Below are 26,794 nucleotides of genomic sequence, written 5' to 3' on the forward strand. Positions count from 1 at the left end.
CTGTTGGGATAACCCTACGGGGAGAAAAGACTAAAATGCTTGAAGATGACTCCAAGGAGCAGATTTCAATCGGCAGCGATCAGGAGTGGTTGGTTGACGTCTGGTTGATTCCCCTCAAAATGCTCGACGACGACTCCCGGGCCATTCAGTTGGGCGCGGTGGCTGGGATGTCGGTCGACGACTCCCAGCGCAGCTTCGTGGGCGATCCACTGCGCATGATGCTGATTGGCCTGGAAGAAGATTCCCGGTTTCCATACGTGATCGAATCCGGGGGAGCGGCAGTGGGCGTGCTGACGCTTCAATCCGGGGCGGCGAGCCTCGCTGGCTGGGCACGCGATGAGTCTGCGTGGTTATTGAGGGGCTTCCTTATCGACTCGCGGAGCCAAGGGCGCGGCCTGGGCTCCCTGGCCGCGCGCGCCGCGGTGGAGGAGGCGCGAAAGCTGACGGCAAGGCTGGGTGGCGGCCAGGCCGGCGTCGTACTTTCCGTCAACGAACGCAACCCGGCGGGGCTGGCCGCGTATGCCAAGGCGGGCTTCGTGGACACCGGGCAATACCTCGGGGGCTCCGCCGGTCCGCAGCGGACCATGTACAGGGAACTGGGCTAACTTCGCGTCAACATTGGTTGACGAAACGCACCACCGTCAACTATGGTTGACGGCATGGAGGTGGACCGCATGAAAACGCTTGTGGGATCGATGGACGGAATGGGGCCGGCGGAGGCACTCTACGCCGTGGCGGAGTTGCAGAAGGAAGTGGGCCGTACCGAAGCCTCGTTGGTTCGTTCCGCCCGGCAAGCGGGGTTGTCGTGGGAAGCGATAGCCCTTTGCCTGGGCGTCAGCAAGCAGGCTGTGCACAAGAAGTACGGAAAGCGGTAGGCGGGCTTTCGTAGCCTGTCCCTGGACCCGTCGTGTCACCTAGACTTCTCCCGTGACGGTGATGCTGGATGCTGAGGGGGCTGCCTTCTCCGACTCGTGCTGCTTTCGCTGCAAGCAGGCGGGGCCGCACTGGGCGTCGCGCCACGGTCCGGGCGGGACATTTGCCTGCCGGCGGTGCTTTGCAACCTTTGCTGACGCCGAAGCAAGCACTGGTGGCGAGGGGCCGAACGCCGGCGGTGTGCCGGGAGGCCAGGGGCTCCGGTTGTTCGAATCCAAGTAGTTGCGGCCAGCCGTGACGAAAAAACGAGTACACACTACTCGTGTCCCGAAGGGGCGCAGGCGGGCAGCATGGTCCCTATGACAGCCTATGTGATTGAATCAGCGGCCCTGCTCCATCGCTGCCAGTGCTGCGGTGAAGAAACAGACCGGGTGTTCTGTGCAGACTGCGCAGCCCCAGAGCAACCAGGAGAAGCCCCTACCACCAAGCACTGACGTAGGATGCCTGACGCTAAGTAACCTTATAGACTTCTTCTGTCACTGATCTCGATGCATAGGGGAAGTACATGGAATACAACGGAAGTCCTACCGAAAAAGCGATCACCGCCGGAGAGCTGGACCGGCGCCACGTCGGTCAGTCCGTGAGCTTTCAGCCCAACGACTTCACTGTTGTCTTCGGGACGATCGCAGGCATCGCCCGGACCGAGGCGCTGGTCTACCTGTCCCTCAACGGGGTTGGTGGCGGGACCCATCTGAAGGACGAATACGACCTGCCCATCGACAAGCAGGTCTACCTGCAGCTGGACCCGCTCGGCAGCGCTGAAAAGGGTTTGACGGACGCCGCCAGTTTCGTCAAGGACAAACTCGACGAAATCACCCGGAACATCCGCGAACGTGAGCACGAGAAGTCCGAGTAGCACTTGCATATAAGGAGAAGGCCAGGGCCAGTCCTTTCAGACTGGCCCTGGCCTTCTTCTGCGGCATGCGTGCACCAGCGGCGAGCAATTTCCCCAGTTGTTGGATTTAATGGTTCGGTATTGGTAGTGTCGGGCATGTCCAGCCCGGTGGTGTTGCCGCCGCCGGTTTACTTTTTCACTTTGGGGGTTTCTATGTCGCGTGTGTTGTCTACTGAGCAGGCCAAGGCTGCTATTGGTCAGGTGCAGTCGATTATTACTGGTGGTTTTACGGATCAGATTTCGGCGTTGGATGCGCAGGGTCGTGTGTTGTCGGATCCGAATGTGTGGGATGGTCCGTTGGCTGCTGAGTTCCGTGGTTCGACGTGGCCGGAGACGAAGGCTGCGTTGGATAAGGCCAAGGAAGAGTTGGAGCAGTTGCGGGGTCAGTTGCAGAAGATTTCGCAGGATATTTTCTCGGCTGGCGGCGGCGCGTAGCTGTCTAAGGTGGGAAGGCTCCGCAGTCCTTCTTGTCCAGTTCGTAGAGTTTTTATTGGGGGAGCAGGTAGTGGCCGTTGCGGCCAATTCTTCACGGCCGCGGCAGCTGTGCTTTTGATGGGAATGTCAATAACCGCATGCGCTGAGAATGAGCCAGGCACGACAATGTCGGACAGGGCATGACCGTACGCAACGTGAATCCAACGACACACTCGACCGTCTTCGCAGAGGGAGACCCTGTACTTCGGGCTGAGTTCGATACTGATGCATCTGACAAGTCGTACGGCGTTGGTGCTACTGCTCACTGCTCGCCGGGCGACGCCTGGGAGCTCAACGTTGAGGATCAAACCGAGCGGGATCAGGGGAAGGTACTCCCCGGGGACGAAGGCTTAATCGTTCGAAAAGACCCGCCCATCCGAGGCCAAAGCTTGGAACGCCCGTCAGTAGAAGGATCGCGCCAAAAAGGCCGGCCTCAAGTAGTGAAACTTGGGGCCGGCCTTTCGTGTGTCTTGATTCGTGCGGGCGGTCTGCGGACTAGGGTCGCTTCTGCCGCGCGATCCAGTTAGACGCCGTAGTAGAGCTCGAACTCGTACGGGTTCGGGCGCAGCGACAGCGGGCGGATCTCATTTTCGTACTTGTAGTCGATCCACGTGTCGATGAGGTCCTGGGTGAAGACACCGCCGGCCTGCAGGAACTCGTTGTCCTCGCGAAGAGCCTCGAGAGCCTCTTCCAGGGAGCCCGGAGCCTTGGGGATGTCCTTGGCTTCCTCGGCAGGGAGCTCGTAGAGGTCCTTGTCGATGGGAGCCGGGGGTTCAATGCGGTTGCGGATGCCGTCGATGCCGGCCATCAGCTGGGCAGCGAATGCCAGGTACGGATTGGACGAGGGATCCGGAGCGCGGAACTCGATGCGCTTGGCCTTGGGGTTGGTGCCCGTGATCGGGATACGGATACCTGCGGAGCGGTTGCCCTGCGAGTAAACCATGTTCACGGGAGCCTCGAAGCCCTTGACCAGGCGGCGGTAGGAGTTAACCGTCGGGTTGGTGAAGGCGAGGACGGCGGAAGAGTGCTTCAGCAGGCCGCCGATGTACCAACGCGCGGTGTCGGAGAGGCCTGCGTAGCCCTTCTCGTCGTAGAACAGCGGATCGCCGTTGCTCCACAGCGACTGGTGGCAGTGCATGCCCGAGCCGTTGTCACCGAAAACAGGCTTCGGCATGAACGTGACGGACTTGCCCCAAGCGTCAGCGGTGTTCTTGATGACGTACTTGAACTTCTGCAGGTCATCGGCAGCGGCGGTCAGCGTGGTGAACTTGTAGTTGATCTCAGCCTGGCCGGCAGAACCGACTTCGTGGTGGGAGCGCTCAACCTCAAGGCCGGCCTTGTCCAGCTCAACGCACATGGCGTCGCGGAGGTCCGCCTGCTTGTCAGTGGGGGAAACGGGGAAGTAGCCGCCCTTGACGGGGGTCTTGTAGCCGAGGTTTCCGCCCTCTTCCTTACGGCCGGTGTTCCAGTGTGCTTCCTCGGAGTCGATCTTGTAGAAGCTGCCCTGGGGGGAGGACTCGTACTGGATGTTGTCGAAGACGAAGAACTCGGCTTCGGGAGCGAAGAATGCGGTGTCGGCGATGCCGGTGGATGCCAAGTAGGCTTCGGCCTTCTCAGCAACGCCACGAGGGTCGCGGTGGTATGGGTCGCCGGTGCGGGGGTTCACGATGGAGAAGTTCAACGCGAGGGTCTTCTCGATGCGGAAGGTGTCGACGAAGGCAGACGTTACATCCGGGATGAGCTGCATGTCGGACTCAGCGATGCCCTGGAAGCCGCGGATGGAAGATCCGTCGAAGAGCTGACCGTTGACGAAGAAGTCGAGGTCAACGCTCTTGGCCGGCACATTGAAGTGCTGCTGGACGCCAGGAAGGTCTGTGAAGCGGATATCGACGAACTTGACATCTTCTTCTTTGATGAACTTGAGGACTTCGTCCGCAGTCTTGAACATCTATGCTCCTTATGCATATCAAGTAACAGGCCCGGAAGGCCGCGTGGTGCAGCCAAACCGACGGCAGGCGGCACAAAAGTGTCCCCTTGCCATGGTGGCTGGCAACTCATACCACCTTAGGGAGATGGGATTTCCCGGGGGTGTCAGTATTGTTTCCGGCAGGTTACAGAATCGTCTGTTGTGTAAACGGTAGTCGGCTTGCGGGTGTTCGGTCCAAGCGGGTCCATTGGGCGAACATGGAAGGTGTTCTTGCTGCCCGTCCCGGTCGGGCACAACCTACACCAGACGTTAGGCTTGATAGGTGGTAGATCGAAAAGACATTGGTTCGTGGTTGACAGGCCCGGACACATCCGGCATCTCCAAATATCCAGGCGAAAGGCTCGGCCTGCCCGAGTCCGGCCCTGGCTCCATTGCCCGTGCCGGGCGCCGCATCTTCGGCATCGTAATCGACTGGACCATAGCGTTGGTGATCAGCAATTTCGCGTTCGGCGGTAACCAGTGGGCGACTCTCGCCATCTTCGCCATCGAACAGATCCTTCTGATCGGCACGCTGGGATACAGCATCGGTCACAGGATCATGGGTATCCACGTCGTACGCCTTGGGGGAGGGCCTGCAGGTCCACTGGCCGCTGTGGTGAGGACCCTGCTGCTTTGTCTGGTTATCCCAGCTGTCGTCTTCGACCCGGACCAGCGTGGACTCCACGATAAGGCCATGAACACTATCCTCATCAGAAGGTAGACGAGTCGGCCGCCGACCTTGACAACACATAAAGAAAAGCGCGCTTCCCCGCAATGGGAAAGCGCGCTTTTTCGTTCTGCTGGGTCCTGCCGGGTCAGCGGCCGCGGGCGGCCTTGCGATCCGGGCGGGCCTTGTAGGGGTCGATGCCCTTGGGGATGGGCAGACGGTTGCCAAGGGAGTTGATCCGCTTGCTGACGGCGTTGACTTCAACCTTGGTGAGCTCGTTCTTCATCTTCCCCATGGTCTTGGCCAGCTGGTTCAGCGGCACCTGGCCCTCGCCGCGACCCGACTCCAGGACACGGATGGTGACGTTGGGGAGAATACGTGCAAGGCGCTTGCGTTCGGCGTCCACCAGCGGCTTGACACGGTGGCTCGGTCCTTCACTGACCAGGACGATACCGGGCCGGCCGATGGCCATGAAGACAGCATCCTGGGTGCGCGGGTTCACTGCAACCGGCTGATCCTGCGTGATCCAGCCTCGCCGGAGCGTCCCCAAAGCAGCGCCGGAGGCACCAGGCTGGTTCTCGATCTGCGCAAATGCTGCCTTCTCGGCTCGGCGCGAAAGGATGAAGACGGCGGCGAGCAGCCCCAGAGGAATGCCGATGATAAGGCCGGTAACCCAGTTTTCCAGCAGGTAGCCGATGAGGAAGGCAACCGCGACGACTGCAAGGAAAGCCAGCAGCATGATCCAAACAACCTGGGGATCATTCCGCCGGGTCATTTTGAAGACTTCAGCGATCTGCTTCAGCTGGCTCGGCTTCTTGGCCTTGGTTTCCTTGGGCTTGCGCTGGAACAGCCCACGCTTGGGTGCGTCGGCCGATGGGGTCGATTTGCTGGAATCAGGGGAGTTCGCCATAGTGCCTCAATTCTACGTGATATCCGGTAAGGCCCAGGACGTTACACCGAAACTTAGCAGCCAGGCTCAGGTGATCAATCAACCCCTGTACTGGTGAGCGGGGGTGTACCCACGCCGTTCGGGCCCACCGATTTTCGAATTCCACGTCATGATTCTGCGGCGTCCTGCACTTGAACTTCGCGAGCCGTTGCCGCTGAAAGCACCCCCCATAGGAATCAGATGCCCGAATCACCCCCGCTGCTCACTATTGTCCTGGAAGAGACAGGACTGCTTGACCGAGAATCTGTTATGTACAGGCGCCTCATGGCTGCCCGGCTTCGGCTTGAATCCGACTTCGCAGTGCGGCATGTCCAGGAGCCCTTGACGACCGCCAGCATCGCGGGACTCTGCGCAGAGATACAGAGCAAGTACGTCATCTTCATGCGTACCTCGCATCTCATCTCCGCCAATTACGTGGCGACTTTGTTCGAGTACCTCAGGACGCGGACTGTCTATCTCGCGGAACCGGTGGTGTACACCGGGGCCATTGCGAAGAATGTGGCCGGAACCAAGATTGACGACACCTACCAGTACAGCCGCGAAACCGATGTTTTCGGCATTGCGTTCAACACCAAGAGGCTTGGGGATGCCCTTGAAGCGCTCAAGGACATCGATCGTTCAGCCCTGTACATCAGCTACCGCCTGTATTGGTCCATCGCCAAGGTCAGGCCACTTATGACTGGCTTCTCGGTTGCCTCGGATACGAAGGCAGCCACCGGGCTACAGATACCAAGTGAATCCCAGCGCCTGATTCCGCTTATTCCGTTTCACTCCAAGGAAATGCGGTTGCAGCTTTTGCGCTACGTTGCCTTGTTCCTGAGGGGAATCCGTGGCCAAAAGGCCACCTCGATCAGTCTCAGCCATCTCCGGGACGTGATCCGCGATTTCCAGCTCATCGAGCTCGTCGGCATGGTGGAGCAGCTTCAACCGTTCGAAGCCGCCTGGATTCGTTGGCTGGATGACGTCCTGGAAAGCCGGCAGTTCTACAAGCAACTGAGCCATAAAGACGCCTATCTGGTTTTCAACGCGAAGCCCGAGGAAAGGGCCGAGCCTTCCCTGCGCCTCTACGAGCTGCTGTTCCAGGACGACATCCTGACCATTGAGAAGCAATACCTGGAACGCAGGCTCCGTCCCGGGAATGCCCGGCCGGGAAGCTACAACTTCTACAACCGACCGATAGGACCATCCTCAACCATCTTGTTCTTCGATCGCCCCCAACAAGCGGACGACAACGCCGAGCACCTGTACGAGTACTTCAAGCGGGAGCATCCGGAATTCCGCAACGCCTACTTCGCGATCAGTCCCAAGTCGCCCGATTGGACCCGGCTGGAAGCAAAGGGCTTCAAGCTGGTCCCAATCTTTACCAAGGAGTTTTACGACATGTTCCTGGTATCCGATCTAGTGGTTTCATCGCAGATCTACAGCATCAGGTATCGGGGAAAGTCCTTTGCCAACTCACGGTTCGTGTATCTGCAGCACGGAATCCAACTCAATGACATGTCCGACTGGGTGCTCTCCAAGTACTTCGACGTTTTTGTGACCACGGGCCGCATGGAAGCGGACTACATGAGCAAACTTGCCCCAGTGGAGACGCTGAATTCGGGATTGCCGCGGTACGAGTCCCTTGCGAGGGCAAGCGCTGGGCAGCGGCACCTCCTGTTCATGCCGACCTGGCGTTTTAACCTCCACCAGTCATCTACCGAACGCTTCGCCCAGTCGGACTACTTTCGGACCATCGACTCCTTTCTTTCCGATTCCGCACTTTCGTCCTTCCTTGCGGACACGGACAGGATCCTGCACGTCAAACTACATCCGAACGTGGAAAAGCGCGCTGGCCAGTTCAGGTTCTCTGAGCGCATTGTGCGTTCGGAACTGAGTTACAGGGAAGCAATCCGCTCCGCGGAATTAGTCATCACCGACTACAGTTCGGCCGCCCTGGACGCGGCCTTCATAGGAATCCCCATCGCGTACTACCACTGGGATGCAGCGGATTTCTTCCGCGATCAGCCCTATGAAAGCCGCCTGGATTACCTCGACGATGGACTGGGACCGGTGTTCACTGAACAAGCCGGAATCGTCGACCACATCATCCATGAGCGCTTCGCAGCTGAGGACGCAACGTACACGCGGCGGCGCGATCGTTTTTTCGAAGGCGTGGACGCCAAACGCATCAACGGGAAAATCGTGGAGAGGATGCTTGGTCTCTGATGTCGAGGATTCATGGTTTCAAACGGAGCATCACCATGGCCGGAAAAGCTGCGGCGTATTCGCCCGCTGGCCTGGAATTTGCCCGGGCACTCCTGGCGTCAAAGCCGGATTCACCGGTACGGAGAATCATCAAGGCGAAGGGGCTGGAAGGTCGGATCCGCAGGATCGCCTCAGAAAATCTTCCGCAAGGCATCTATTTCGCCAAATTGACCCTGGCGGACTGGAAAAGTTGGAACGGAAAACCATTCCGACTGTGCCAGGACGGTGCCGTGGTTTACGGAAACTCGATCGAACCTCCGGCCCGCGGCTTTCCCCTCGAATACCGCAACATCATGGTCACCTGTAACGATGTCTCCCGCTTCACGTTGGATATCGACGTGCCTTTTGAACTGAAAATCGGGCGAGGTGCCTTCACGACACCCCAGCAGCTCAGATACGACGAGCAGTACGGCGTGGAGCAGCGCGGAGACGTCTTTTACTCCCTCCGGGGCAACACCACCAACCCGACGAAGATGCTCGTTACCTTCCCTGGCTTCGGCCCCTCCACGACCCGTATCTCCTATGCCGTCAGCTACCTCAAGGACCTGACCGACGATGACCTGAACGACACCCTGATGGTCTGCTTTCAGGACCGGTACTTGGCGGCAGGCTCTTACATGATGGTCGACAACGCGGGCAGGCCGCTCTACGAACGGGTCCGGGATGCCATTGAAGGTTTGAGGAGCAGCTTCGCCATTGACCGGGACCGGATGCTGTTTTTTGGTGCCTCCAAGGGCGGTGCCATAGCCATACAGTACGCCCTGGAATATCCGGAGGCCGTTTTGCTCCTGGCAGTCCCGCAGATGAACCTGCCCTACTACTTCACAAAACCCGCATTCAAGGACAACCTTTTCCGTCACGACGTGCTGCGCGAATTGGAGCAGCCGGAAGTCCGGCTCCGTCAATACTTCGACGAAGGGCGCAGAATCCATTACTTCTATACAAATTCGGACGAATCCAGCAACCACTCGCTGATCGAACTGACGAGCGACGTTCCGCATCTTGTGAAGTACCGCATCGACGGGCAACATTCGGATGTGGCCCGTGCTGCATTGCCGGCCATGCTGGGGCTTATTCGACAATTTCTGCATGGCCTAGCGGACAAGGAGTTCACCTGCGAAGAGCTTCGGACGTTCCGTCACACGGGGAACGTGCAGGTGCAGGTGCGGGTGGACCCGGCGGCGTCCAAGGTTTCCGGAGCGAATTGGTTCATCCAGGGGCAGGCGGGGCGCACACGTTTCCTGCAGCTGATGACAGAGCACTCATACGACTTCGTAAAGTACACGACGTCGGAGCAGAGCTTGTTCCCGGCATACGATCCGATCGTGGAGCTGGAACATGTCCTGGCTATCGAACCCAACGGCACAACCTGGACGGGACCGTTGCCCGCCCGGGTCAACCCCGGAAGCAGGATTACCAGACAGCAACTCACCAACAGCGCGCTGTCCTTGGACGCCTCAACGGTGCAGGAATATGTGGTGCTGGAAGGGGAATCCTTCGGCCGCTACAAATACAGGTGGCATTCCCGGGCACGTGGTGCCGACACCCTGGAAATGCATGTCGTCACCGAGCTCGGGGACCTGGCCAGCCCGTTGGATGGTGGCCATCGGGAGCGCTCCGTCTATTCAGTAGAGGTCCAACCGATCGAGGGTTGCAACTTGGCGGACCTGTTCGCCTTAAGGCTCTTGGTTGCCACTGGGGCTCGGCGGCTGCACGTCGTGGTGCACGGCGACTCCCTCAAAGCGGTTCTTGAGACCCTGGCCGCGATGGCCTGGGAGGACGTCACCGTCGAACTGCAGGATTCCGGGGCGGTGTTGGCCCGTGCAGGAGAACAGTAGGAGCGACGGTGCGGGGCCGGCGCCCAAGACACAGATCATCCGGGAGTACGGAGACGTTTCCGCGATCCGGAACAACGTGGTGCACCTCCAGGACACGCCTGGGTCGGAGTTCATCGGTTCAAGCATTGAGTTCGCGGGCACGGGAAATGTCCTCTTCGTCGAGGATGGTACGCGGCTACGCAATTGCCGGCTGCGCTTTATGGGCAACGGCGCAGTCATCCACCTCCGAAGGTCGCACGGATTCCTGAGACTGATAGTCACTGTCTTCGAGGAGTCGGTGTTCTACCTTGGCCCGGGTGCGACCTTCACCTCGGAAGCCCGGGTGCTACCCACTGAACGCAAACATGTGATTGTGGGCAGCGACGCAATGTTCTCATCCCGGGTCGCCTTCCGGACGGCTGATCCCCATCTCATTTACTCGGTGCAGGACGGCGAACGCGTAAATCCGAGTCGATCCATTTGGGTCGGAGACCACGTGTGGTTGGGCGAAGACATCCTTCTGCTGAAGGGCGCACGGGTCGGCTCGGGGAGTATCCTCGCCGCTCGGGCATTGATCACCAAGAACGTCCCCTCCAACTCAACCGCGGCAGGCGTCCCGGGGAAGATTGTCAACGGTGGGATTTTCTGGACCCGACCGTCCGTTCACGCCTTCAACGAAGCCCGGACGGCAAAGAGCCACGTCCACGACGGGGACGAGTTCATCTACTCGGCTGATGGAAACGTCATGGACACGAAACAACTGGAGCATGAACTGGGCGCAGCCACGTCCGGGATCGGGAGGGCCGCATGGTGCTTCCAACTGGACCAGTTGGAAGGCAAGAACCGCTTCTACCTCGGTTAGCCCGATACTGCCGCACCGCACTATCCGTGCAGTGCGGCAGGGGGTTAGCTGTGGGCTGCGAGGATGGTGGAGGCTTCCTGGCGGGTGGTGCCGGAGGACTCGATGTGGGCCAGGGCGGCGGGGATTTCCCAGCCTTTCTTGCGCATCGCGGTGGCCCACAGACGCCCGGCACGGTAGGAGGAGCGGACCAGCGGGCCGGACATGACGCCGAGGAAGCCGATCTCCTCGGCCTCGTGCTGCAGGTCCACGAACTCCTGCGGCTTGACCCACCGGTCCACCGGAAGGTGCCGTTCGGAAGGACGCAGGTACTGGGTGATCGTGATCAGGTCGCACCCGGCCGCGTGCAGGTCACGCAGGGCCTCGGAAATCTCCTCACGGGTCTCGCCCATGCCCAGGATCAGGTTGGACTTGGTCACCATGCCCAGATCCCGGCCCTGGGTGATGACATCCAGGGACCGCTCATACCGGAACGCCGGCCGGATCCGCTTGAAAATCCTCGGCACCGTCTCGACGTTGTGCGCGAACACCTCGGGCTTGGAATCGCAGATCGCCGCGATGTGCTCGGGCTTGCCGGAGAAGTCCGGGATCAGCAACTCCACCCCGGTGCCCGGGTTCAGTTCGTGGATCTTCCGCACCGTTTCGGCGTACAACCACACACCCTCATCGGCCAGGTCGTCACGGGCCACACCGGTTACCGTGGCGTACCGCAACTGCATGGCCTGCACCGAGCGGGCCACCTTCGTGGGTTCGAACATGTCCACCGGGGAGGGTTTGCCGGTATCGATCTGGCAGAAATCACAGCGGCGGGTGCACTCGGACCCGCCGATCAGGAACGTCGCTTCCTTGTCTTCCCAGCACTCGAAAATGTTTGGGCAGCCGGCCTCTTCACAGACCGTGTGCAACCCTTCCTTCTTCACCAGGTTCTTGAGCTGAACGAACTCAGGACCCATCTGGACCTTGGCCTTGATCCACTCAGGCTTACGTTCAACCGGTACCGCCGAGTTACGCTGCTCAACGCGCAGCAACTTACGGCCTTCAGGTGCCAAGGTCACTGGAGTGCTCCTTCGGGGGTGGAAATGAGTGCTTCTTCGTGCTTGCTGAATTCTTCAACGAAGCGGTCAACGATATCGGCCGGATTGATGGTCTGGCCTGTTTCCAGCGACATGGTGGTGACGCTGGCGTCGGTGATGCCGCACGCAATGATCTGTGCATAGGGTGCCAGGTCATTGCTGCAGTTGATGGCCACGCCGTGCATGGTGACGCCGTCGAGTACTCGGATTCCGATGGCCGCAATCTTGCGGTCCGGACCCTTTTCGTCGCCGAGGATCCACACCCCGGCCCGGCCTTTGACGGTCACAGCGTTGATGCCGTAGTCCTTCATCACGGCGATCATGATGGCCTCAAGGCGCTCAACGTAGTCGCGGATTCCGGCACGGTTCTTGAGCTTCAGGATGGGATAGGCGATCAATTGTCCCGGCCCGTGCCAGGTCAATTTGCCACCCCGGTCCACGGGAACGACAGGAGTGCCATCAAAGGGACGCTCGTGGTCCTCCGTGAGCTTGCCGGCCGTGTAAACGGCGGCATGCTCCAGAAGCAGTACGGTGCTGTTCTTCTCGCCCGCAACAACCTTGTTGTGGATTTCGCGCTGCAGGTCCCAGCCCTGCATGTAGTCAACGAAATCAGGGGCAAGACCCAGTTGTGAAAACTCAAGAGTCATGCGTTCAAGCTTAGACCCCGCAGCAGACTGGCCATGGTTTTGTGGTGAACCTCTCAGTCGCATCGCCGCTATTGGACAGTGACGAGGTGGGCCTGTGGATAACTTCTGCACCGATTCCGAGTCTCCGGTAGACCTTATCCATGGAAACTCTCAATTCTGCTGACAAGCCTCCCAACATGCCGGGGTATCGGGTCAGCCGTCAACTGGGCACGGGCGCGAGCTCCACAGTGTGGCTGGCGAGGAGAAACGGAGACGGAGAGCGGTTCGCAATTAAATGCGTCAAGGCGGCCGACCATGGTCCCATGGAGGCGCAGGGGATTGACGGCGGCGTTTCCCGTGAGGCCGGCATCTTGTTTGGGGTGAAACACAAGCACTTGGTTGGCATCCACGACGTCGTCCAGTTCGAGGTCGATGGACATGGAGCCCAAGGAATTGTCATGGACTATGCCGCGGGGGGCTCGTTGGCGAACCTGCTGTCCGGACGGGGCCGGCTCCGGGTGGGGGAGGTTGTGACTGTTCTGGGGCCCCTTGCCCAAGCCTTGGACTACCTTCACTCCCAGGGATTGGTGCACGGGGACGTCGCGCCGGGAAACGTCTTGTTCACGGCCGAAGGAATGCCGCTGCTGGCGGATTTCGGGCTCACGTCCAGGGTGGGGGACGCGGACGCCCAACACGGCCTGGACGTGGGTACGCCTGGGTTCATCGACCCTGTGGGCGTCGTTTCCGGCGGCCACGACCAAGGGGCATTGCGGCCGGAACGCGACTTGTATTCTCTTGCGGCTGTCGGATGGTTCTGCCTGACGGGCTCGGTCCCCGGCCTGGCACCTGACCGTCCGCCCTTGTCATTTGTAGCCGACGATGTTCCCCGGTCCATCGCTGGCGCGTTGGAGGCCGCTTTGGATCCGGACCCCCGAATGCGTCCATCCGCAAGGGAATTTTCGACGGCGATTTTCCGCAGTGCAGCTCCGGAAGCAGTGGACCTGGCAGGGGCGGTGCACGCGTCCGTCATTCCGGAATTGCTGACCCGGCGGCAAGCCCTGGATCGAAAACCACACCAACGTGCCGTGAAGTTTGGGAAGCTGCCCTCGCTCCGGCCGACGGCAAAGGCTGCGACCCGCAGGACACCCCGGACACGGCGGACGCCCAAGCCACGCAAAAATATGGCGTACGTACGGGCAGCTGTGGTTCTCGGGATCGGAGTCCTCGTCGGTGCCGCTGCGTGGGGCTTGTGGGCGCAGGGGAAGCCATCGACGACGCCGTCCGGAGCGGGGAATGGTGCTCGCGTCTCCAGTGAGGGCCCGCCCACGGACATCCCGGAGTCCTCCTCGCTCCCGGAAGGCCTCAAACAGGAGCTTCGGTCCGATGACCTGGCGGTCGTTGTGCCGGCGTTGGCGGCTGTGCGGGATGTGGCCTTGCGTGAAGGCCCTGTGGAGCTGCTGGCTGTGATCAACGCACCGGGTTCACCGGCCGAAGCCGCCGACCACCAAGTGGCGGACCACCTTCGAACAGCCGGCACGGTGTTTGCCGGACTCGCCACAACCGTGACGGCGGTGACCATCGAGCAACCCCCTCAGCCCGACCACGCAATGGTGGGGCTCGTAGCCGCTACATCCGCCTATGAGGAGCGACGCTCCTCAGGTTCGGTGGTCCGTTCAGAGCCGGCGGGGACGCCACAGCATCTCCGGCTGCATCTGGAGCGTAGTGACGGGCGATGGCAGATCGTAGAGATCCTGGCCGGCACCACGGGCTGAGCTTGGTGAAGTCCCTAGTGGTCCTTTGCCGATGTCAGCCACTCCATCGCTTCAGGTAGCGAGGGGTGCTGCCAGATGAAGCCCGCGTCCGCCAGGCGTCCGGCCTCCATCCTTTGGTTCGCCAGCACGAGTTCGTCCGCCAGCTTTCCGAGGACCAGCCGAAGTGCCGGCCGGGGTACCCGGCAGAACGCCGGCCTGTGGAACGCTTTTGCCAGGTGGGACACAATGGTGTTCACATCAGCGCTTTCGGGAGCGCTGACATTCACCGGTCCGTCGATGTCGGCCGTCAAAAGGTACGCCAACGCGGCAGCTTCATCGGCCAGCGTGATCCACGGCCAGTATTGGCGTCCGTTGCCAAAGGGGCCTCCCAGTCCGAGCTTCAGGAGGGGGAGCAGTGGCCCCAGGGCTCCACCTGACAGGCTGAGAACCACGCCGGTCCTCGGCGTTACTACGCGCACGCCCGGCGGCGCGGTCCTCGCAGTCCGCTCCCACTCCACGCAGAGGGGGCCTAGGACGCCGCCGCCGGGGCCCGAGTCCTCCCGGAGTGGGCCATCTGTCGTTGCGCCGTAGTAGCCGGACGCGGATTGGCTGATGAACACCGATGGCGGTTCGCTTAGCCGCCCCATGGCCTCAGTCAGGGTGCGGGTGGGCTGGAGGCGTGAATCCCGAAGCACCTGGATTCGCTTCTTCGTCCACGGGCGGTCACCTATGCCAGCCCCGGAGAGGTTCACCACGGCATCGACGCCCTGGAACACTTTTTCGTCCAGCTCTCCAGCGGCGGGGTTCCAGGCCCACTCCGCTGCATTCCTGGCAGGCCGGCGGACCAGCCGGACGACGTCGTGGCCCTGGCTGGCCAGTTGCTCCGACAGGGCCGTCCCGATCATTCCCGACGCTCCGGACATCACGATTCGCATGACCCATCTCACCATGACGAAGGCACGCGGGGGAAACGCCCGCCGATGCCCGGGACGTCGGGTGGGTCTTGACTATGATCGAACAATGACCTCCTCCAGCTACCTCCGTTTCCCGCATGTGCACGGCGATCTGGTCACCTTCGTGGCCGAAGACGACATCTGGGTCGCGCCCCTTTCCGGCGGCCGCGCCTGGCGGGTGTCCTCCCAACAATTGCCTGCACGGAACCCGCGGTTTACCCCGGACGGCCAGCGGCTGGTATGGACGGTTGTCGTCGGAACGTCACCCGAAGTGGTGACGGCGGATGTCGACGGCGGCGGGTACAGGCAGCTCAGCTACTTCGGGCACAGCACCACCAAGGTCAAGGGTTTCACCCCCTCGGGCCACGTCATTGTCACCAGTGCGTTCCAGCAATCAGAAAGCCGCCACACGTACGCCTACAGCCTTCCGCTGGACGGCGGCTCCGCCGTCGAACTTCCTTTCGGACCGGTCGAGGCCGTTGCTTATGGGCCCGAGGTCGGTGACGAGAAGCCAGTGGTACTGGCCAGCGTGCTGTCCCGCGAACCGGCTTGGTGGAAGCGGTACCGCGGCGGTACGGCGGGCAAGCTATGGATCGACGCCGACGGCAACGGAGAATTCGAACGGCTGCTCCCGGAGATTGAAGGCAACCTGACGGACCCTCTGTGGATCCAGGGCCGCATTGCCTTCCTCTCAGACCATGAGGGGTACGGAAACCTGTACTCGGTTTTGCCTGATGGTTCAGGACTGCGGCGGCACACCGATCACGAGGACTTCTATGTCCGGCATGCCAGCACCGATGGCCAGCGGGTCGTCTTCGAATCCGCCGGAGAGTTGTGGATTCTTCCGTCGCTCGACGCCGATGTCCAGGCCACAAAGCTGGACATCAGCCTGGGTTCGGCGTCCCCGGCACGCCGCGCGGCGCCCCTGAAAGTGTCCGCCCACCTTGGCGACGTTGTGCCGAACCTGACCGGAACTGCCAGCGCCGTGGAATCGCACGGCACCGTACATTGGCTTCGGCATAAGGACGGTCCCTCGCGCGTGGTTGAGGCTACTCCCGGTGTCCGTGCCCGTTTACCTCGCCCGCTGACAGAGGGACGGATCGCCTACGTCGCAGACCACGGTGGGGTGGAGGCGCTGTACATCAAGCGCATTGCCACACCTCTCCCGGCAGCAGTCGAAGTGCCCAAGGCGGCCGTTGAGCAGCCCAAGCCTACAAACGACGCCGACCCGTTGCCGAAGCCAGTATCGGCGTCTAACGTCCTGGGGCAGAACAAAGTTGCTGCGGGAGTCGAACAGGGCGCCCACGGGGTGGCCACGGTTGGAGCGACGGGCAACGCCGGCGATGACACCAGTGCGGGCCAGTCCGCGGACACCGTGGGCGGTACGGAATCGCCGGCAGCCCCAGCTGCGGAAAACACCGCGCAGCTCCGGATCGAATTTCCGGCCCTGACCCGGACAAGTGCGCTGGAGGCCAGCCCGGACGGCCGCTGGCTTGCTGTAGGCACATCGTTTGGTGACGTCTTCGTTGCCGATACCTCCACCGGGGCGCTGACACGTCTCGTGAGCGTCGGAGAGGGGAGCATTGATGAGTTGTCGTGGTCTGCCGATTCGGAATGGCTTGCGTGGTCCGAACCGGTGACTTCGTTCGGGTCGCGGAGCAAGCTCAGGATGACCCGCCCCGGCGGGAAGGAGTCCGCAATCGTGGATGTCACGGATGGCCGCTTCTGCGATACCTCGCCGCGGTTTACGCCGGACGGAAAGTTCCTCGCGTTCCTGTCCAACCGGAGTTTTGACCCCGTATACGACGGCCACTCCTTCGATTTGTCCTTCCCGAGCCCCATCAAGCCGTACCTGGTGGCGCTGGCGGCAGACACGCCGTCGCCGTTTGGACCCTCGATTGACACGCTTGAGGATGAGGTCCCCACCCAGGAGAAGTCCGACGACGGCGCTGTCGCCACCGTTCGCGTCGACGCCGACGGGCTGGCGCACCGCGTTATCACCGTCCCGGTTCCGCAGGGCAACTATTCGGACCTTTCCGCCGCGGACGGTGCACTGTTGTGGTTGGACACTGAGCTCACGGGTGTCACCGGTGAGGGCAAGGGAACACTGCAGGACAAGAAGACGGCGCCGTCCCTGGTGCGTTACGACCTCGGTAAGCGTAAGCAGGCCACCCTCGTCAAGGCAGTGGACAGCTACCGCTTGTCGGGGGACTTGAGCCGCATCGTCTATGTCCTGGACAAGCAGGTCACATCAGTGCCTGCGGACAGCAAAGTGGACGACGATTCCGCCGAGCTGGTCAAGGTGGAGCTCAACAGGATCCGCGTCATCCTGGACCCCGTTGCTGCCTGGGGCCAGGCATTTGAGGAGGCCTGGCGGTTGCAGCGCGATTTCTTCTGGACCGCAGACATGGCCGGGCAGGATTGGGATTCGGTGTACAAGCTTTACCGCCCGACCGTGGACCGGCTCGGTACCCACGACGACCTTGTCGATCTGTTGTGGGAGATCCATGGTGAGCTCGGCACGTCCCACGCCTACGTGAAGCCGGCAGCGGTCACGGAGGCCGGACGGAATGGACAGGGCAGGCTGGGTGCCGAATTGCAGCTCGGCAAGAAGGGTTGGGAGATTACCAGGATCCTTGCAGGGGAGTCCTCCGATCCCCTGGCAACTTCGCCGCTGACGCGCCCCGGTGCGGACGCGAAGGTGGGCGACGTGCTCTTGGCGATCGACGGCGTCGAACTTTCCGCTGCGCTGACTCCAGCAATGCAGTTGGTAGGTGCAGCGGGCCGAACCGTGGAACTGACGCTGTTGAACGGCACTGGCCACGGCGAAGCAGCCGGACAGCAGCGTCGGGTAGCGGTGGTTCCTGTGCGCGACGAGGAAAGGCTGCGCTACCAGGACTGGGTCCGAGCCAACCGGCGGACCGTCCGGGAGGCATCCGACGGTAAGTTCGGCTATCTTCACGTCCCGGACATGATGGCCAATGGCTGGGCGCAACTCCACCGGGACCTTGATACCGAAACCGCGTTGGACGGCCTGATCGTGGACGTGAGGCGCAACCGTGGCGGCCACACCTCTCAGCTGGTGGCCGAACTCATTGGCCGCAAGGTGACGGGATGGAGCATGCCACGAGGTGAAAAGCCCCGGACCTACCCGGACCACGCCCCGCGGGGACCGGTCATCATCCTTGCCGACGAATTTGCCGGGTCCGATGGCGACATCATCACGCAGGTCTCGAAGCTGCGCGGCATTGGCCCTGTTATCGGCACCCGGACCTGGGGCGGCGTCGTGGGCATTGACAACCGGTTCGCCTTGGCAGACGGAACGGGCGTCACCCAGCCGCGGTACGCCACGTGGTTCAACGGGGGCATCGGGTGGGACGTGGAGAACCGCGGAGTGGAGCCCGACATTGAGGTCCTCTTCCCGCCGCACGCCTACGCGGCCGGTACGGATCCGCAGCTGGAATACGGCATCGGGGCGCTCAAGGAAATGATCCAGGAATTGCCCACCGACCGGCCTCCGCTGCGTGAAGGTTACCGGAAGGTGCGTCCGGCGCCGTTGCCGTCGCGTCCGCAAAGCTAGCGCGCATCCCCGAGCATGGAAGAGCCCCGCCGCTTCGCAAGGAAGCGGCGGGGCTCTTTGATGTATCTGATGCTGAGGGGAAGCCTAAGCGGCGAGGGTGGCATCCAAGGTGATCTCGATGCTTGCCAGAGCGCCGGATACGGGGCAGCCGGTCTTTGCGTCTTCGGAGATGCGGCGGAAGTCCTCTTCCGAGAGGCCCGGGACCTTTGCGGTCATGGTGAGGTGGCTTCCGGTGATACCGGTACCCGGGACGAAAGTTACATCAGCCTTGGTGTTGACCTCTTCCGCGGTGAATCCCTCTCCGGCCAAGGCGTGGCTGAAAGCCATGGAGAAGCAAGCGGAGTGGGCTGCGGCGATGAGTTCTTCAGGGCTGGTCTTGCCGCCGGACTGCTCGGTGCGTGCCTTCCAGGTGACATCGAAGGTGCCCAGGCCTGAGCTGTCCAGCGTGGTGTTGCCGGCGCCTTCGATGAGGGTGCCGTTCCAAACCGTGTGTGCGGTACGTGTTGCTGCCATGTCCACTCCTTGGGGTCGTTGTGAGTCGGCAACCAGCATGGGCCGGTGCCACCGGGATCAATCCTAGGGATTTGGCGGCAGGACTGCACGGCCATTCTGCTGACAGTGGATTGTGACCCCTAGACTGGCCGAATGGACACACAGGAAAAATCATCCGGCGCCCAACGCCGTGCCCCGAGAATAGCTTCGATCATGGTTAACGCGGTGGACCCTTCCCGCCTTGCCGCTTTTTGGTCGGACCTGTTGGAGATGCCCATAGCCGCGGAGCATGAGGGATTCATTTGGTTGCGCTCCGCGGAGCCCGGCCTGCCGCGGTTGGCTTTTCAACAAGTCGCAGCACCAACGGAAGGCCGACGTCGCCTCCACCTGGACCTGCACGACGCCGACGCCGCGGCTTTGCGGGTGAAGGCCGAGTCGCTGGGGGCTACTTTTGTCGAGGGCCACGATATTGCAGATTTCCATTGGGACGTAATGCGTGACCCCGAGGGTAATGAGTTCTGCATTGCCCAGGAGTAGCCAGCGCGGGTAACCAGCGTGGCTGCGTCAGCGTCCCTACCTCTTAACGCAGAAGCCGTCCCGCCCTGCAGGCTTGCAGGACGGGACGGCAGTGCTTTCTACGGGAAAGCTACCGCGGATCGAATCCGGTTCAGTTCCAAAGAGTGGCGATGGCGATGTTCACCAGCGCGAGGCCACCCACGCTGTGTGCCAGGCCGGTGGACACCGGTTCGCCGTTCTTGACCTTGCGGGAGCCAATGACGGCGAGGACCGCTACAGCCACTGCGATGGCGAACTTGACGCCCAGCTTGAAGTAGTTGGGATCGGCGTTGGGAAGCATCGGCAGGACACCCATCATGGCAATGCCCGTCAGGAGCTGGAGGAACGCGCCGTCGCGCTGGCGGGGGTGGACCGTGGGCTCCCGGAGGGTCGCGATCCAGTAACCCACGATCATGGCTGCGCCGACGATGTGGAAGAACACCAGAATGCTGAACAGAATACTCATGGCTCCAGCTTATCCAGAGGGTTCTACGTCGCGTAGCAAAGCCACGCGCAGGTGGTTAAAGCAAAAGGGCAGGTTGCCGGATATCCGGCAACCTGCCCTTTCAGTTCCGCAGTGCTTACGGGTTCGTGATCCTAGAGACCCAGGTCTGCTTCGAAAGCACCTTCCTCAAGGCGGGCCTTGAGGGTCTGCAGGAAGCGGCCGGCGTCGGCACCGTCCACCAGACGGTGGTCGTACGTCAACGACAGGTACATCATGGAGCGGATGGCAATCGAGTCGTCGCCGTTCTCATCGGCAACCACAACGGCGCGCTTGACGATGGCGCCGGTGCCCAGGATGCCAACCTGCGGCTGGTTGATGATCGGGGTGTCGAACAGTGCACCAACGGAACCGATGTTGGTGATGCTGAACGTACCGCCGGACAGTTCATCCGGACCGATCTTGCCATCACGGGTACGGCCCGCGACGTCGGCAATCTTGCCGGCCAGGCCAGCAAGGTTGAGGTTGCCTGCGTCGGAAATGACGGGGACCAGGAGGCCCTTGTCAGTGTCGACGGCGATCGCCAGGTGCTCGGCGTTGTGGTACGTGATTTCCTGCTTGGACTCATCGTACGCAGCGTTCAGCTTGGGGTGCTGCTTCAGGGCCTCGGCAACTGCCTTGGCGATGAACGGCAGGAAGGTCAGCTTGACACCGTTCTGGGCCTGGAACGAGTTCTTGGCCTTGAGGCGGAGCTTGGCGATCTTGGTCATGTCGACCTCGTGCACCTGGGTCAGCTGGGTGGAGACCTCAAGGGACTCGCGCATGCGGCGGGCGATGACCTGGCGGATACGCGGGGCCTTCTCCGTGGTGCCACGCAGGGACGAAGCCACGACCGGCGCAGCCGACTTGGCAGCGGGCGCTGCAGCGGGGGCCGGGGCTGCCGGTGCAGCTGCAGCCTGCTTGGCTTCAGCGGCAGCAAGGACGTCCTGCTTGCGGATGCGGCCACCGACGCCGGTGCCGGCAACGGAGGTGATGTCTACGCCGTGCTGGTTGGCAAGCTTGCGGACCAGGGGAGTGACGTAGCCGGACTCCGAGGCAGACGCATCACTGGCGGGTGCGGCGGCCGGGGCAGCAGGTGCAGGCGCAGCGGCGGGGGCCGCGGGAGCCGCTGCAGCCGCGGGGGCTGCAGGTGCAGGCGCAGCGGCAGGCGCAGCCGGTGCCTCAGCGGGCTTCTCGGCAGCAGGCGCAGGTGCCGCGGCCGGAGCCGCCGCAGGTGCCGCGCCCGAGCCGATGACGGCCAGGACAGAGCCAACTTCAGCAGTCTCGTCTTCGTTGACGCGGATCTCCTGAAGGGTACCGGCAACGGGGGAGGGGATCTCGGTGTCGACCTTGTCGGTGGAAACCTCGAGGAGCGGTTCGTCAACCTCAACGGTGTCGCCCACGGCCTTGAGCCACCGCGTCACAGTTCCTTCGGTGACACTCTCGCCGAGTGCCGGGAGGGTTACTTCGTGGCCTTCGCCGCCGGAGGCTGCGGGAGCGTCGGCAGCAGGTGCTGCGGGAGCCTCTTCCGCGGGTGCAGGTGCAGCGGGTGCTTCCTCTGCGGGCGCAGCCGGAGCCTCCTGGGCCGGCGCGGCGTCGGCAGCAGAGCCTGAGCCGTCGCCGATGCGGACCAAGGGGGCGCCAACTTCGGCCGTCTCGTCTTCAGCGACGAGGATTTCTTCGATGACGCCTGAGATCGGAGAAGGGATTTCGGTGTCTACTTTGTCGGTTGAAACCTCGAGCAACGGCTCGTCGATCTCCACCCGGTCACCAACCTGCTTGAGCCAGCGGGTGACGGTTCCTTCGGTGACACTCTCACCGAGGGCGGGCAAGTTAACGGATTCAGACATGTCGTCCCCGTTCTCCTTATTGATCTTTGTGCGGATGAATTCTGCTGGTCCGGGTCGGGTGCATCCGGCTGATTCCGCCGCATGCACCCGACCCGTTTGTCTTGGGTAAAGACTTAGCCGTGGAGCGGCTTGCCCGCGAGGGCGAGGTGGGCTTCGCCCAGTGCTTCGTTCTGGGTGGGGTGGGCATGGACCAACTGGGCCACATCCTCCGGGTAGGCTTCCCAGTTCACGATCAGCTGGGCCTCACCGATCTGCTCACCGATGCGCGAACCGATCATGTGGATGCCAACTACGGGGCCGTCCTTCTGACGGACGAGCTTGACGATGCCACCGGTACCAAGGATGGAGCTCTTGCCGTTGCCGGCAAGGTTGTATTCCTGGGTCTGCACCTGGTCGTCGCCGAACTTGGCCTTGGCGGCCTTTTCGGTGTAGCCGACGGTGGCGATTTCAGGCTCGCAGTAGGTGACCTTGGGGATGTTGATGTCCTCGACGATGGCCGGGTTGAGGCCGGCGATTTCCTCGGCGACAAAGATGCCCTGCTGGTAGCCGCGGTGTGCAAGCTGGACGCCCGGGACGATGTCGCCCACGGCGTAGATGTTGCCAACGCCGGTGTGGAGGCGTTCGTTGGTGATGACGAAACCACGGTCGATGGTGATGCCGGCTTCTTCGTAGCCCAGATTTGCGGTCACAGGACCGCGGCCGACTGCTACGAGCAGGAGATCGGCTTCGAACGTCTGGCCGTCGACCAAGGTGACCTTGACGCCGTCGTCGTTCTGCTCGACGCCCTGGAAGAAGATCCCGGTGGTGAACTTGATGCCACGCTTCTTGAAGGCGCGCTCGAGGTTCTTGACGATCGAGGCGTCCTCGTTGGGAACCAAGGAGGGAAGGCCTTCGATGATGGTGACGTCAACGCCGAAGGACTTCCATACGGAAGCGAACTCGACGCCGATAACACCGCCGCCCAGGACGATGGCGCTCTTGGGGATGTAATCCATGGTGAGGGCTTGGTCCGAGGTGATGACCTTGCCGCCGATTTCGAGGCCAGGCAGCGAACGGGAGTAGGAACCCGTGGCAAGGACGATGTTCTTGCCCGTGTAGGACGTGCCGTTCACGACGACGGTGTTGTTGCCCTGGAGCTTGCCTTCACCTTCGATGACGGTGATGCCCTTGGACTTGATGAGTCCTTGGAGGCCCTTGTACTTTCCGGCAATAATGCCGTCCTTGTATGCGTTTACGGCCGGCATGTCGATGCTGTCCAGCGTGACGTTAACGCCGTACTTGGCGGAATCGCGTGCATGGTCGGCCAGTTCGGCCGAGTGCAGGAGGGCCTTGGTGGGAATACAGCCGTTGTGCAGGCAGGTCCCGCCGAGCTTTGCCTTTTCCACAAGGCCAACGGTGAACCCAAGCTGCACGGCCCGCAGGGCAGTGGCGTAGCCGCCGCTGCCGCCACCGAGTACCAGGATGTCGAATTCTTGCGCAGTTGCCTGATCGGCCACTAAAACGCTCCCTCGCGTGAGTGATGACACGGGACTGCGTGCCATCTGGTCTTTGGAACTTGTTCTGCCGTGATTATGCCAGCACCTAAGTTCTCTTGCATTTGTGACTACCGAGTTCACCTTAGCGAACCACCTACCCATGCTCCACCCTCCGCGGGCGTTTGTGGTGCGCTTGTGTCGAGACTCACGTTCACTTGTGACACAGCCCTACACGCCGCATAATTCCGGGGTTGTGCGGGCCCCGTTGCATGGATGCGCAGGGGCCCGCACGCCCTTGGAGGGCAGGGAATGATGCTAGGCGGATACCGCCAGGAGGTCCTCGGCGTAGGCAACCAAGGTCCGCACGGTGCAGCCGGTGCCCTGCTTGGGGGTGTAGCCGTACGGGCTGCCGTTGTTGAACGACGGCCCGGCAATGTCCACGTGCGCCCACGGGATCTGCTGGCCGTCGCCGTTCTTGCCCACGAACTCGCGCAGGAAGACCGCAGCGGTCATCATGCCACCGTTGCGCTCACCGATGTTGGCCAGGTCCGCAACCTGCGAGTCCAGGCTCGGCCGCAGTTCTTCGGGCAGGGGCATCGGCCACACCAGCTCACCGGCCCTGTCAGCGGCTGACTTCAGGGCAGCAGTGACGGAGTCGGAGCCCATGACCCCGGCAGTACGCAGGCCCAAAGCAATCAGTTGGGCGCCCGTGAGGGTGGCAACGTCAATGATGGCGTCCGGCTTCTCCAAGCTGGCCGCGACGATGCCGTCTGCCATAACGAGGCGGCCCTCGGCGTCAGTGTTTAGGACTTCGACCGTCTTGCCGCCGTAGACCGTCAGCACGTCGGCGGGCCGCTGCGCGGCACCGGACGGCATATTCTCCGCAATGCAGAGCCACGCGGTCGCCTTGATGGGAAGGCCAAGCGAGGCGATGGCCAGGACCGCGTTAAGTACGACGGCGGCACCGGCCATGTCGCTCTTCATGTCGCCCATCCCCAGCGCCGGTTTGATCGAGATGCCGCCGGTATCGAACGTGATGCCCTTGCCGACGAGGGCGATCTTCTTGGTGGCCTTGGCAGGGGCATATTCGACCTTGACCAGGCGGGGCTGGCGGGTTGAACCCTTGCCGACGCCCATGATGCCCCCGAAACCTTCCTTTTCGAGTCGTTTCTCGTCCCAGACCGTTACCTTCACAGGGAGGCCCTTGGCGAGTTCCTTGGCGGACTCGGCAAACGACTCGGGGTACAAGTGGCTGGGCGGCTGGTTGACCAGCGTCCGGGTGGCATTGACTGCGCGTGCCAGGATGATTGCCCGGTCCAATGCGGGCTGTGCGTCCTTGGCGTCTACATCCGAGAAAATCAGGGCTTTGGCGACCGGAGCCTTCAGGCCGTCCTTGCTGGAGCGGTGCTCCGTGTAGGAGTAGGCGCCCAGGGCCGCACCTTCGGCGACTGCTGCGACGTCGGCGACGGTGGTCGTCGGGAATGCGAGGGTTACCGATGAGACGCCTGCGAGCTGTCGGACGGCAGATCCTGCTGCGCGGCGCAGAGCCTCTTCGGTGAGGCTGCCGCCGTCGAGCAGTTTGCCCACGCCCGCCAGGACCAGGATCTCCGAACCCGTTTCCGTCAGCCCCGGGAGCCGGTGAACCTGATCCGCCGCGCCCGTGATCCCCAGCAGCTTAAGGGAGCCGGCTACCGATTCGGCCGCCTTCGCGCTCAACGGGTTCGACAGCAGGACGGGCCCGTCCGTTCCCTGCACAACGCCAAGCACAAGGGCGTCGCTGGGGGACTTTTTCAGGTCTTTGGCGATGATGCCCAGGATGATGTCAGTAGTCTTGACCACGAGGATCTGTCCTCACTTCTCTCTGCATTGCATGGCGGGGCCGCATGTTTGGCGGCCTGCCCCGGTTGTCGCCCCACGTCATCTTGCGACGGCGGCCTTGGAGTTCAGGACCGGCGCCGCAAAGGCGCCGGTCCGTTTCGATCGTAGTCTCTCGGGTGCTTTGGACAGCAATTAAATGAGAGCTGCAGCACAACGGGGGCAGGAATGCCCGGTCGAAGCGGTGCGTTGTACAACTAGAGAAGAGTGCCGCTGCCGGGCGGGTGGAGTCCCTGGTTCCAACCTCCGGCAACAGCTGGCCACCCTGAAATTTGTCGTTGTCGTGAAGTTTGTCTTCGTGAAAGGAACATGCCGTGTTTGAACGGATATCCGGCTCCCTCCTGGACCCCGAGTCGCTCTATGCGAGCAACATCGAGACGTTCCACAGTCCTGAACTCCGGGGCCTGGACATGGTCATGGGCTTCACGGGCTTCGCCGATGCCGGTCACGTGGTCCGGCAGATCAACGCCGAGCTCCTGGATGGAGACGACGTCCAGGTAGTTGCCATGTTCGACGCCGACCAGCTCATCGACTACCGTTCGCGGCGCCCGCACATCAGCTTCGTCGAAGACCACCTCGAGGACTACCAGGCCCCGAAGCTGGGCTTGTACAAGCTGAACGACGGCCTCGGCCAGCCCTTCCTCCTGCTGGCCGGTTTTGAACCGGACCTCCAGTGGGAGCGATTCTCCCGGGCCGTCGTCGGAATCGTCGAGAAGCTGGACGTGAACCTGGTGACGTGGATTCATTCCATCCCCATGCCGGTACCGCACACGCGGCCGGTTGGCGTCACGGTGCACGGAAACCGGCCCGAACTGATCGATGGCATCTCCAGCTGGAAGCCCACCGTCGAGGTGCCCGCCGCCATTGGCCACATCCTTGAGCTTCGGCTCACTGAAGCGGAGCGAAACGTGGCAGGCTACGTCATCCACGTCCCGCACTACCTTGCCGAAGCCGAGTACCCGCCAGCCGCCGTGGCAGGGTTGGAGTACCTGGGGGCCGCAACATCCTTGATGCTGCCCACCGACCGGCTTCGTGAAGCGGGACGCGAAGTGGGCCGCCAGATCGCCGAGCAGATCCAGGCCTCCGAAGAGGTTCAAGCCGTGGTTTCCAACCTGGAGACCCGGTACGACGAGAAATCCGAAGGCATTGTGCGCCGTTCGTTGCTGGCCGACGAGAATGACGAGCTGCCCAACGCCGAGGACATCGGCGCAGCAGTTGAGGCATACCTGGCCCGTAAAGACTCGCCGCAATAAATCAGCTTTGAAGTCCCGGGAGG

The 26,794-nt window shown here is 62.1% G+C and carries 22 protein-coding genes; 12 read left to right on the forward strand and 10 right to left on the reverse strand.

The window, feature by feature from the left end; genetic code table 11:
* Nucleotides 1-35: 35 nt before the first annotated feature.
* The 4 genes from QRM57_RS15840 to QRM57_RS15855 all read left to right on the forward strand — a co-directional run bounded on the left by QRM57_RS15840 (nucleotide 36) and on the right by QRM57_RS15855 (nucleotide 2,263).
* Nucleotides 36-605 carry a GNAT family N-acetyltransferase gene (locus tag QRM57_RS15840; protein WP_284987262.1) on the forward strand — a complete coding sequence of 190 codons (570 nt, stop codon included), beginning with the start codon at nucleotides 36-38 and terminating at the stop codon, nucleotides 603-605.
* A gap of 54 nt (nucleotides 606-659) precedes the next feature.
* Entirely contained in the window at nucleotides 660-875 is a 216-nt protein-coding gene (locus QRM57_RS15845; protein ID WP_284987263.1) for a death domain-containing protein, read from the forward strand.
* A 563-nt stretch (nucleotides 876-1,438) separates the two neighbouring features.
* Nucleotides 1,439-1,789: a hypothetical protein gene (locus QRM57_RS15850; RefSeq protein WP_235520459.1), complete on the forward strand. Its 351-nt coding sequence runs from the start codon at nucleotides 1,439-1,441 to the stop codon at nucleotides 1,787-1,789.
* A gap of 135 nt (nucleotides 1,790-1,924) precedes the next feature.
* On the forward strand, nucleotides 1,925-2,263 hold the full coding sequence (locus tag QRM57_RS15855) for a pyrophosphorylase (protein WP_284987264.1): 339 nt from the start codon (nucleotides 1,925-1,927) through the stop codon (nucleotides 2,261-2,263).
* A gap of 562 nt (nucleotides 2,264-2,825) precedes the next feature.
* Here the strand turns inward: QRM57_RS15855 and glnA are convergent.
* Complete coding sequence (gene glnA / locus QRM57_RS15860) at nucleotides 2,826-4,250, reverse strand: type I glutamate--ammonia ligase (protein ID WP_211711292.1); 1,425 nt, start codon at nucleotides 4,248-4,250, stop codon at nucleotides 2,826-2,828.
* A gap of 301 nt (nucleotides 4,251-4,551) precedes the next feature.
* On the opposite strand from glnA, the gene QRM57_RS15865 reads away from it, so the two are divergent.
* On the forward strand, nucleotides 4,552-4,989 hold the full coding sequence (locus tag QRM57_RS15865; protein WP_235520461.1) for an RDD family protein: 438 nt from the start codon (nucleotides 4,552-4,554) through the stop codon (nucleotides 4,987-4,989).
* A 94-nt stretch (nucleotides 4,990-5,083) separates the two neighbouring features.
* On the opposite strand, the gene QRM57_RS15870 is transcribed toward QRM57_RS15865, so the two are convergent.
* Entirely contained in the window at nucleotides 5,084-5,845 is a 762-nt protein-coding gene (locus tag QRM57_RS15870) for a DUF4191 domain-containing protein (RefSeq protein ID WP_235520462.1), read from the reverse strand.
* Nucleotides 5,846-6,064: 219 nt separating this feature from the next.
* Here QRM57_RS15870 and QRM57_RS15875 point away from each other — a divergent pair, with 219 nt between their 5' ends.
* The 3 genes from QRM57_RS15875 to QRM57_RS15885 are packed head-to-tail and all read left to right on the forward strand — an operon-like array spanning nucleotide 6,065 to nucleotide 10,810.
* A complete protein-coding gene (locus tag QRM57_RS15875; RefSeq protein ID WP_284987266.1) occupies nucleotides 6,065-8,092 on the forward strand; it encodes a CDP-glycerol glycerophosphotransferase family protein in 2,028 nt (675 codons plus the stop codon).
* Nucleotides 8,092-9,969, forward strand: coding sequence for an alpha/beta hydrolase (locus QRM57_RS15880; protein WP_284987267.1), 1,878 nt, complete (start codon nucleotides 8,092-8,094; stop codon nucleotides 9,967-9,969). The genes QRM57_RS15875 and QRM57_RS15880 overlap by 1 nt, the downstream gene beginning before the upstream one ends.
* Complete coding sequence (locus QRM57_RS15885) at nucleotides 9,953-10,810, forward strand: acyltransferase (RefSeq protein ID WP_284987268.1); 858 nt, start codon at nucleotides 9,953-9,955, stop codon at nucleotides 10,808-10,810. Before QRM57_RS15880 ends, QRM57_RS15885 begins: the two co-directional genes overlap by 17 nt.
* Nucleotides 10,811-10,854: 44 nt before the next feature.
* Here the strand turns inward: QRM57_RS15885 and lipA are convergent, their stop codons facing one another.
* Nucleotides 10,855-11,862: a lipoyl synthase gene (lipA, locus tag QRM57_RS15890; protein WP_178995563.1), complete on the reverse strand. Its 1,008-nt coding sequence runs from the start codon at nucleotides 11,860-11,862 to the stop codon at nucleotides 10,855-10,857.
* Complete coding sequence (gene lipB, locus QRM57_RS15895) at nucleotides 11,859-12,590, reverse strand: lipoyl(octanoyl) transferase LipB (protein ID WP_257368421.1); 732 nt, start codon at nucleotides 12,588-12,590, stop codon at nucleotides 11,859-11,861. Before lipB ends, lipA begins: the two co-directional genes overlap by 4 nt.
* Nucleotides 12,591-12,667: 77 nt before the next feature.
* Here lipB and QRM57_RS15900 point away from each other — a divergent pair, with 77 nt between their 5' ends.
* Nucleotides 12,668-14,278 carry a serine/threonine protein kinase gene (locus QRM57_RS15900; protein WP_284987269.1) on the forward strand — a complete coding sequence of 537 codons (1,611 nt, stop codon included), beginning with the start codon at nucleotides 12,668-12,670 and terminating at the stop codon, nucleotides 14,276-14,278.
* Nucleotides 14,279-14,292: 14 nt separating this feature from the next.
* Here QRM57_RS15900 and QRM57_RS15905 read toward each other — a convergent pair whose 3' ends face one another.
* A complete protein-coding gene (locus QRM57_RS15905; protein ID WP_284987270.1) occupies nucleotides 14,293-15,192 on the reverse strand; it encodes a TIGR01777 family oxidoreductase in 900 nt (299 codons plus the stop codon).
* A gap of 85 nt (nucleotides 15,193-15,277) precedes the next feature.
* Here QRM57_RS15905 and QRM57_RS15910 point away from each other — a divergent pair, with 85 nt between their 5' ends.
* Nucleotides 15,278-18,790, forward strand: coding sequence for a S41 family peptidase (locus QRM57_RS15910; protein WP_284987271.1), 3,513 nt, complete (start codon nucleotides 15,278-15,280; stop codon nucleotides 18,788-18,790).
* Between the two features lie 84 nt (nucleotides 18,791-18,874).
* Here the strand turns inward: QRM57_RS15910 and QRM57_RS15915 are convergent, their stop codons facing one another.
* Nucleotides 18,875-19,303 (reverse strand): OsmC family protein, encoded by a 429-nt coding sequence (locus tag QRM57_RS15915; RefSeq protein ID WP_235520467.1) that lies wholly within the window; start codon nucleotides 19,301-19,303, stop codon nucleotides 18,875-18,877.
* 132 nt (nucleotides 19,304-19,435) lie between these two features.
* Between QRM57_RS15915 and QRM57_RS15920 the strand changes: the two genes are divergently transcribed.
* A complete protein-coding gene (locus QRM57_RS15920) occupies nucleotides 19,436-19,819 on the forward strand; it encodes a VOC family protein (RefSeq protein ID WP_257368414.1) in 384 nt (127 codons plus the stop codon).
* A gap of 130 nt (nucleotides 19,820-19,949) precedes the next feature.
* Here QRM57_RS15920 and QRM57_RS15925 read toward each other — a convergent pair whose 3' ends face one another.
* From QRM57_RS15925 to QRM57_RS15940, 4 genes are all read right to left on the reverse strand, one after another.
* Nucleotides 19,950-20,303, reverse strand: coding sequence for a hypothetical protein (locus QRM57_RS15925; RefSeq protein WP_235520469.1), 354 nt, complete (start codon nucleotides 20,301-20,303; stop codon nucleotides 19,950-19,952).
* Nucleotides 20,304-20,434: 131 nt separating this feature from the next.
* Nucleotides 20,435-22,168 carry a 2-oxoglutarate dehydrogenase, E2 component, dihydrolipoamide succinyltransferase gene (gene sucB, locus QRM57_RS15930; RefSeq protein WP_284987272.1) on the reverse strand — a complete coding sequence of 578 codons (1,734 nt, stop codon included), beginning with the start codon at nucleotides 22,166-22,168 and terminating at the stop codon, nucleotides 20,435-20,437.
* Between the two features lie 113 nt (nucleotides 22,169-22,281).
* Nucleotides 22,282-23,664 (reverse strand): dihydrolipoyl dehydrogenase, encoded by a 1,383-nt coding sequence (gene lpdA / locus QRM57_RS15935; protein WP_235520471.1) that lies wholly within the window; start codon nucleotides 23,662-23,664, stop codon nucleotides 22,282-22,284.
* A gap of 294 nt (nucleotides 23,665-23,958) precedes the next feature.
* On the reverse strand, nucleotides 23,959-25,482 hold the full coding sequence (locus tag QRM57_RS15940) for a leucyl aminopeptidase (protein ID WP_284987273.1): 1,524 nt from the start codon (nucleotides 25,480-25,482) through the stop codon (nucleotides 23,959-23,961).
* Between the two features lie 350 nt (nucleotides 25,483-25,832).
* On the opposite strand from QRM57_RS15940, the gene QRM57_RS15945 reads away from it, so the two are divergent.
* Nucleotides 25,833-26,771: a proteasome assembly chaperone family protein gene (locus tag QRM57_RS15945; RefSeq protein ID WP_257368409.1), complete on the forward strand. Its 939-nt coding sequence runs from the start codon at nucleotides 25,833-25,835 to the stop codon at nucleotides 26,769-26,771.
* Nucleotides 26,772-26,794 lie beyond the last annotated feature (23 nt).

It is taken from the genome of Arthrobacter sp. fls2-241-R2A-172 (assembly GCF_030208885.1).
Lineage (GTDB): Bacteria > Actinomycetota > Actinomycetes > Actinomycetales > Micrococcaceae > Arthrobacter.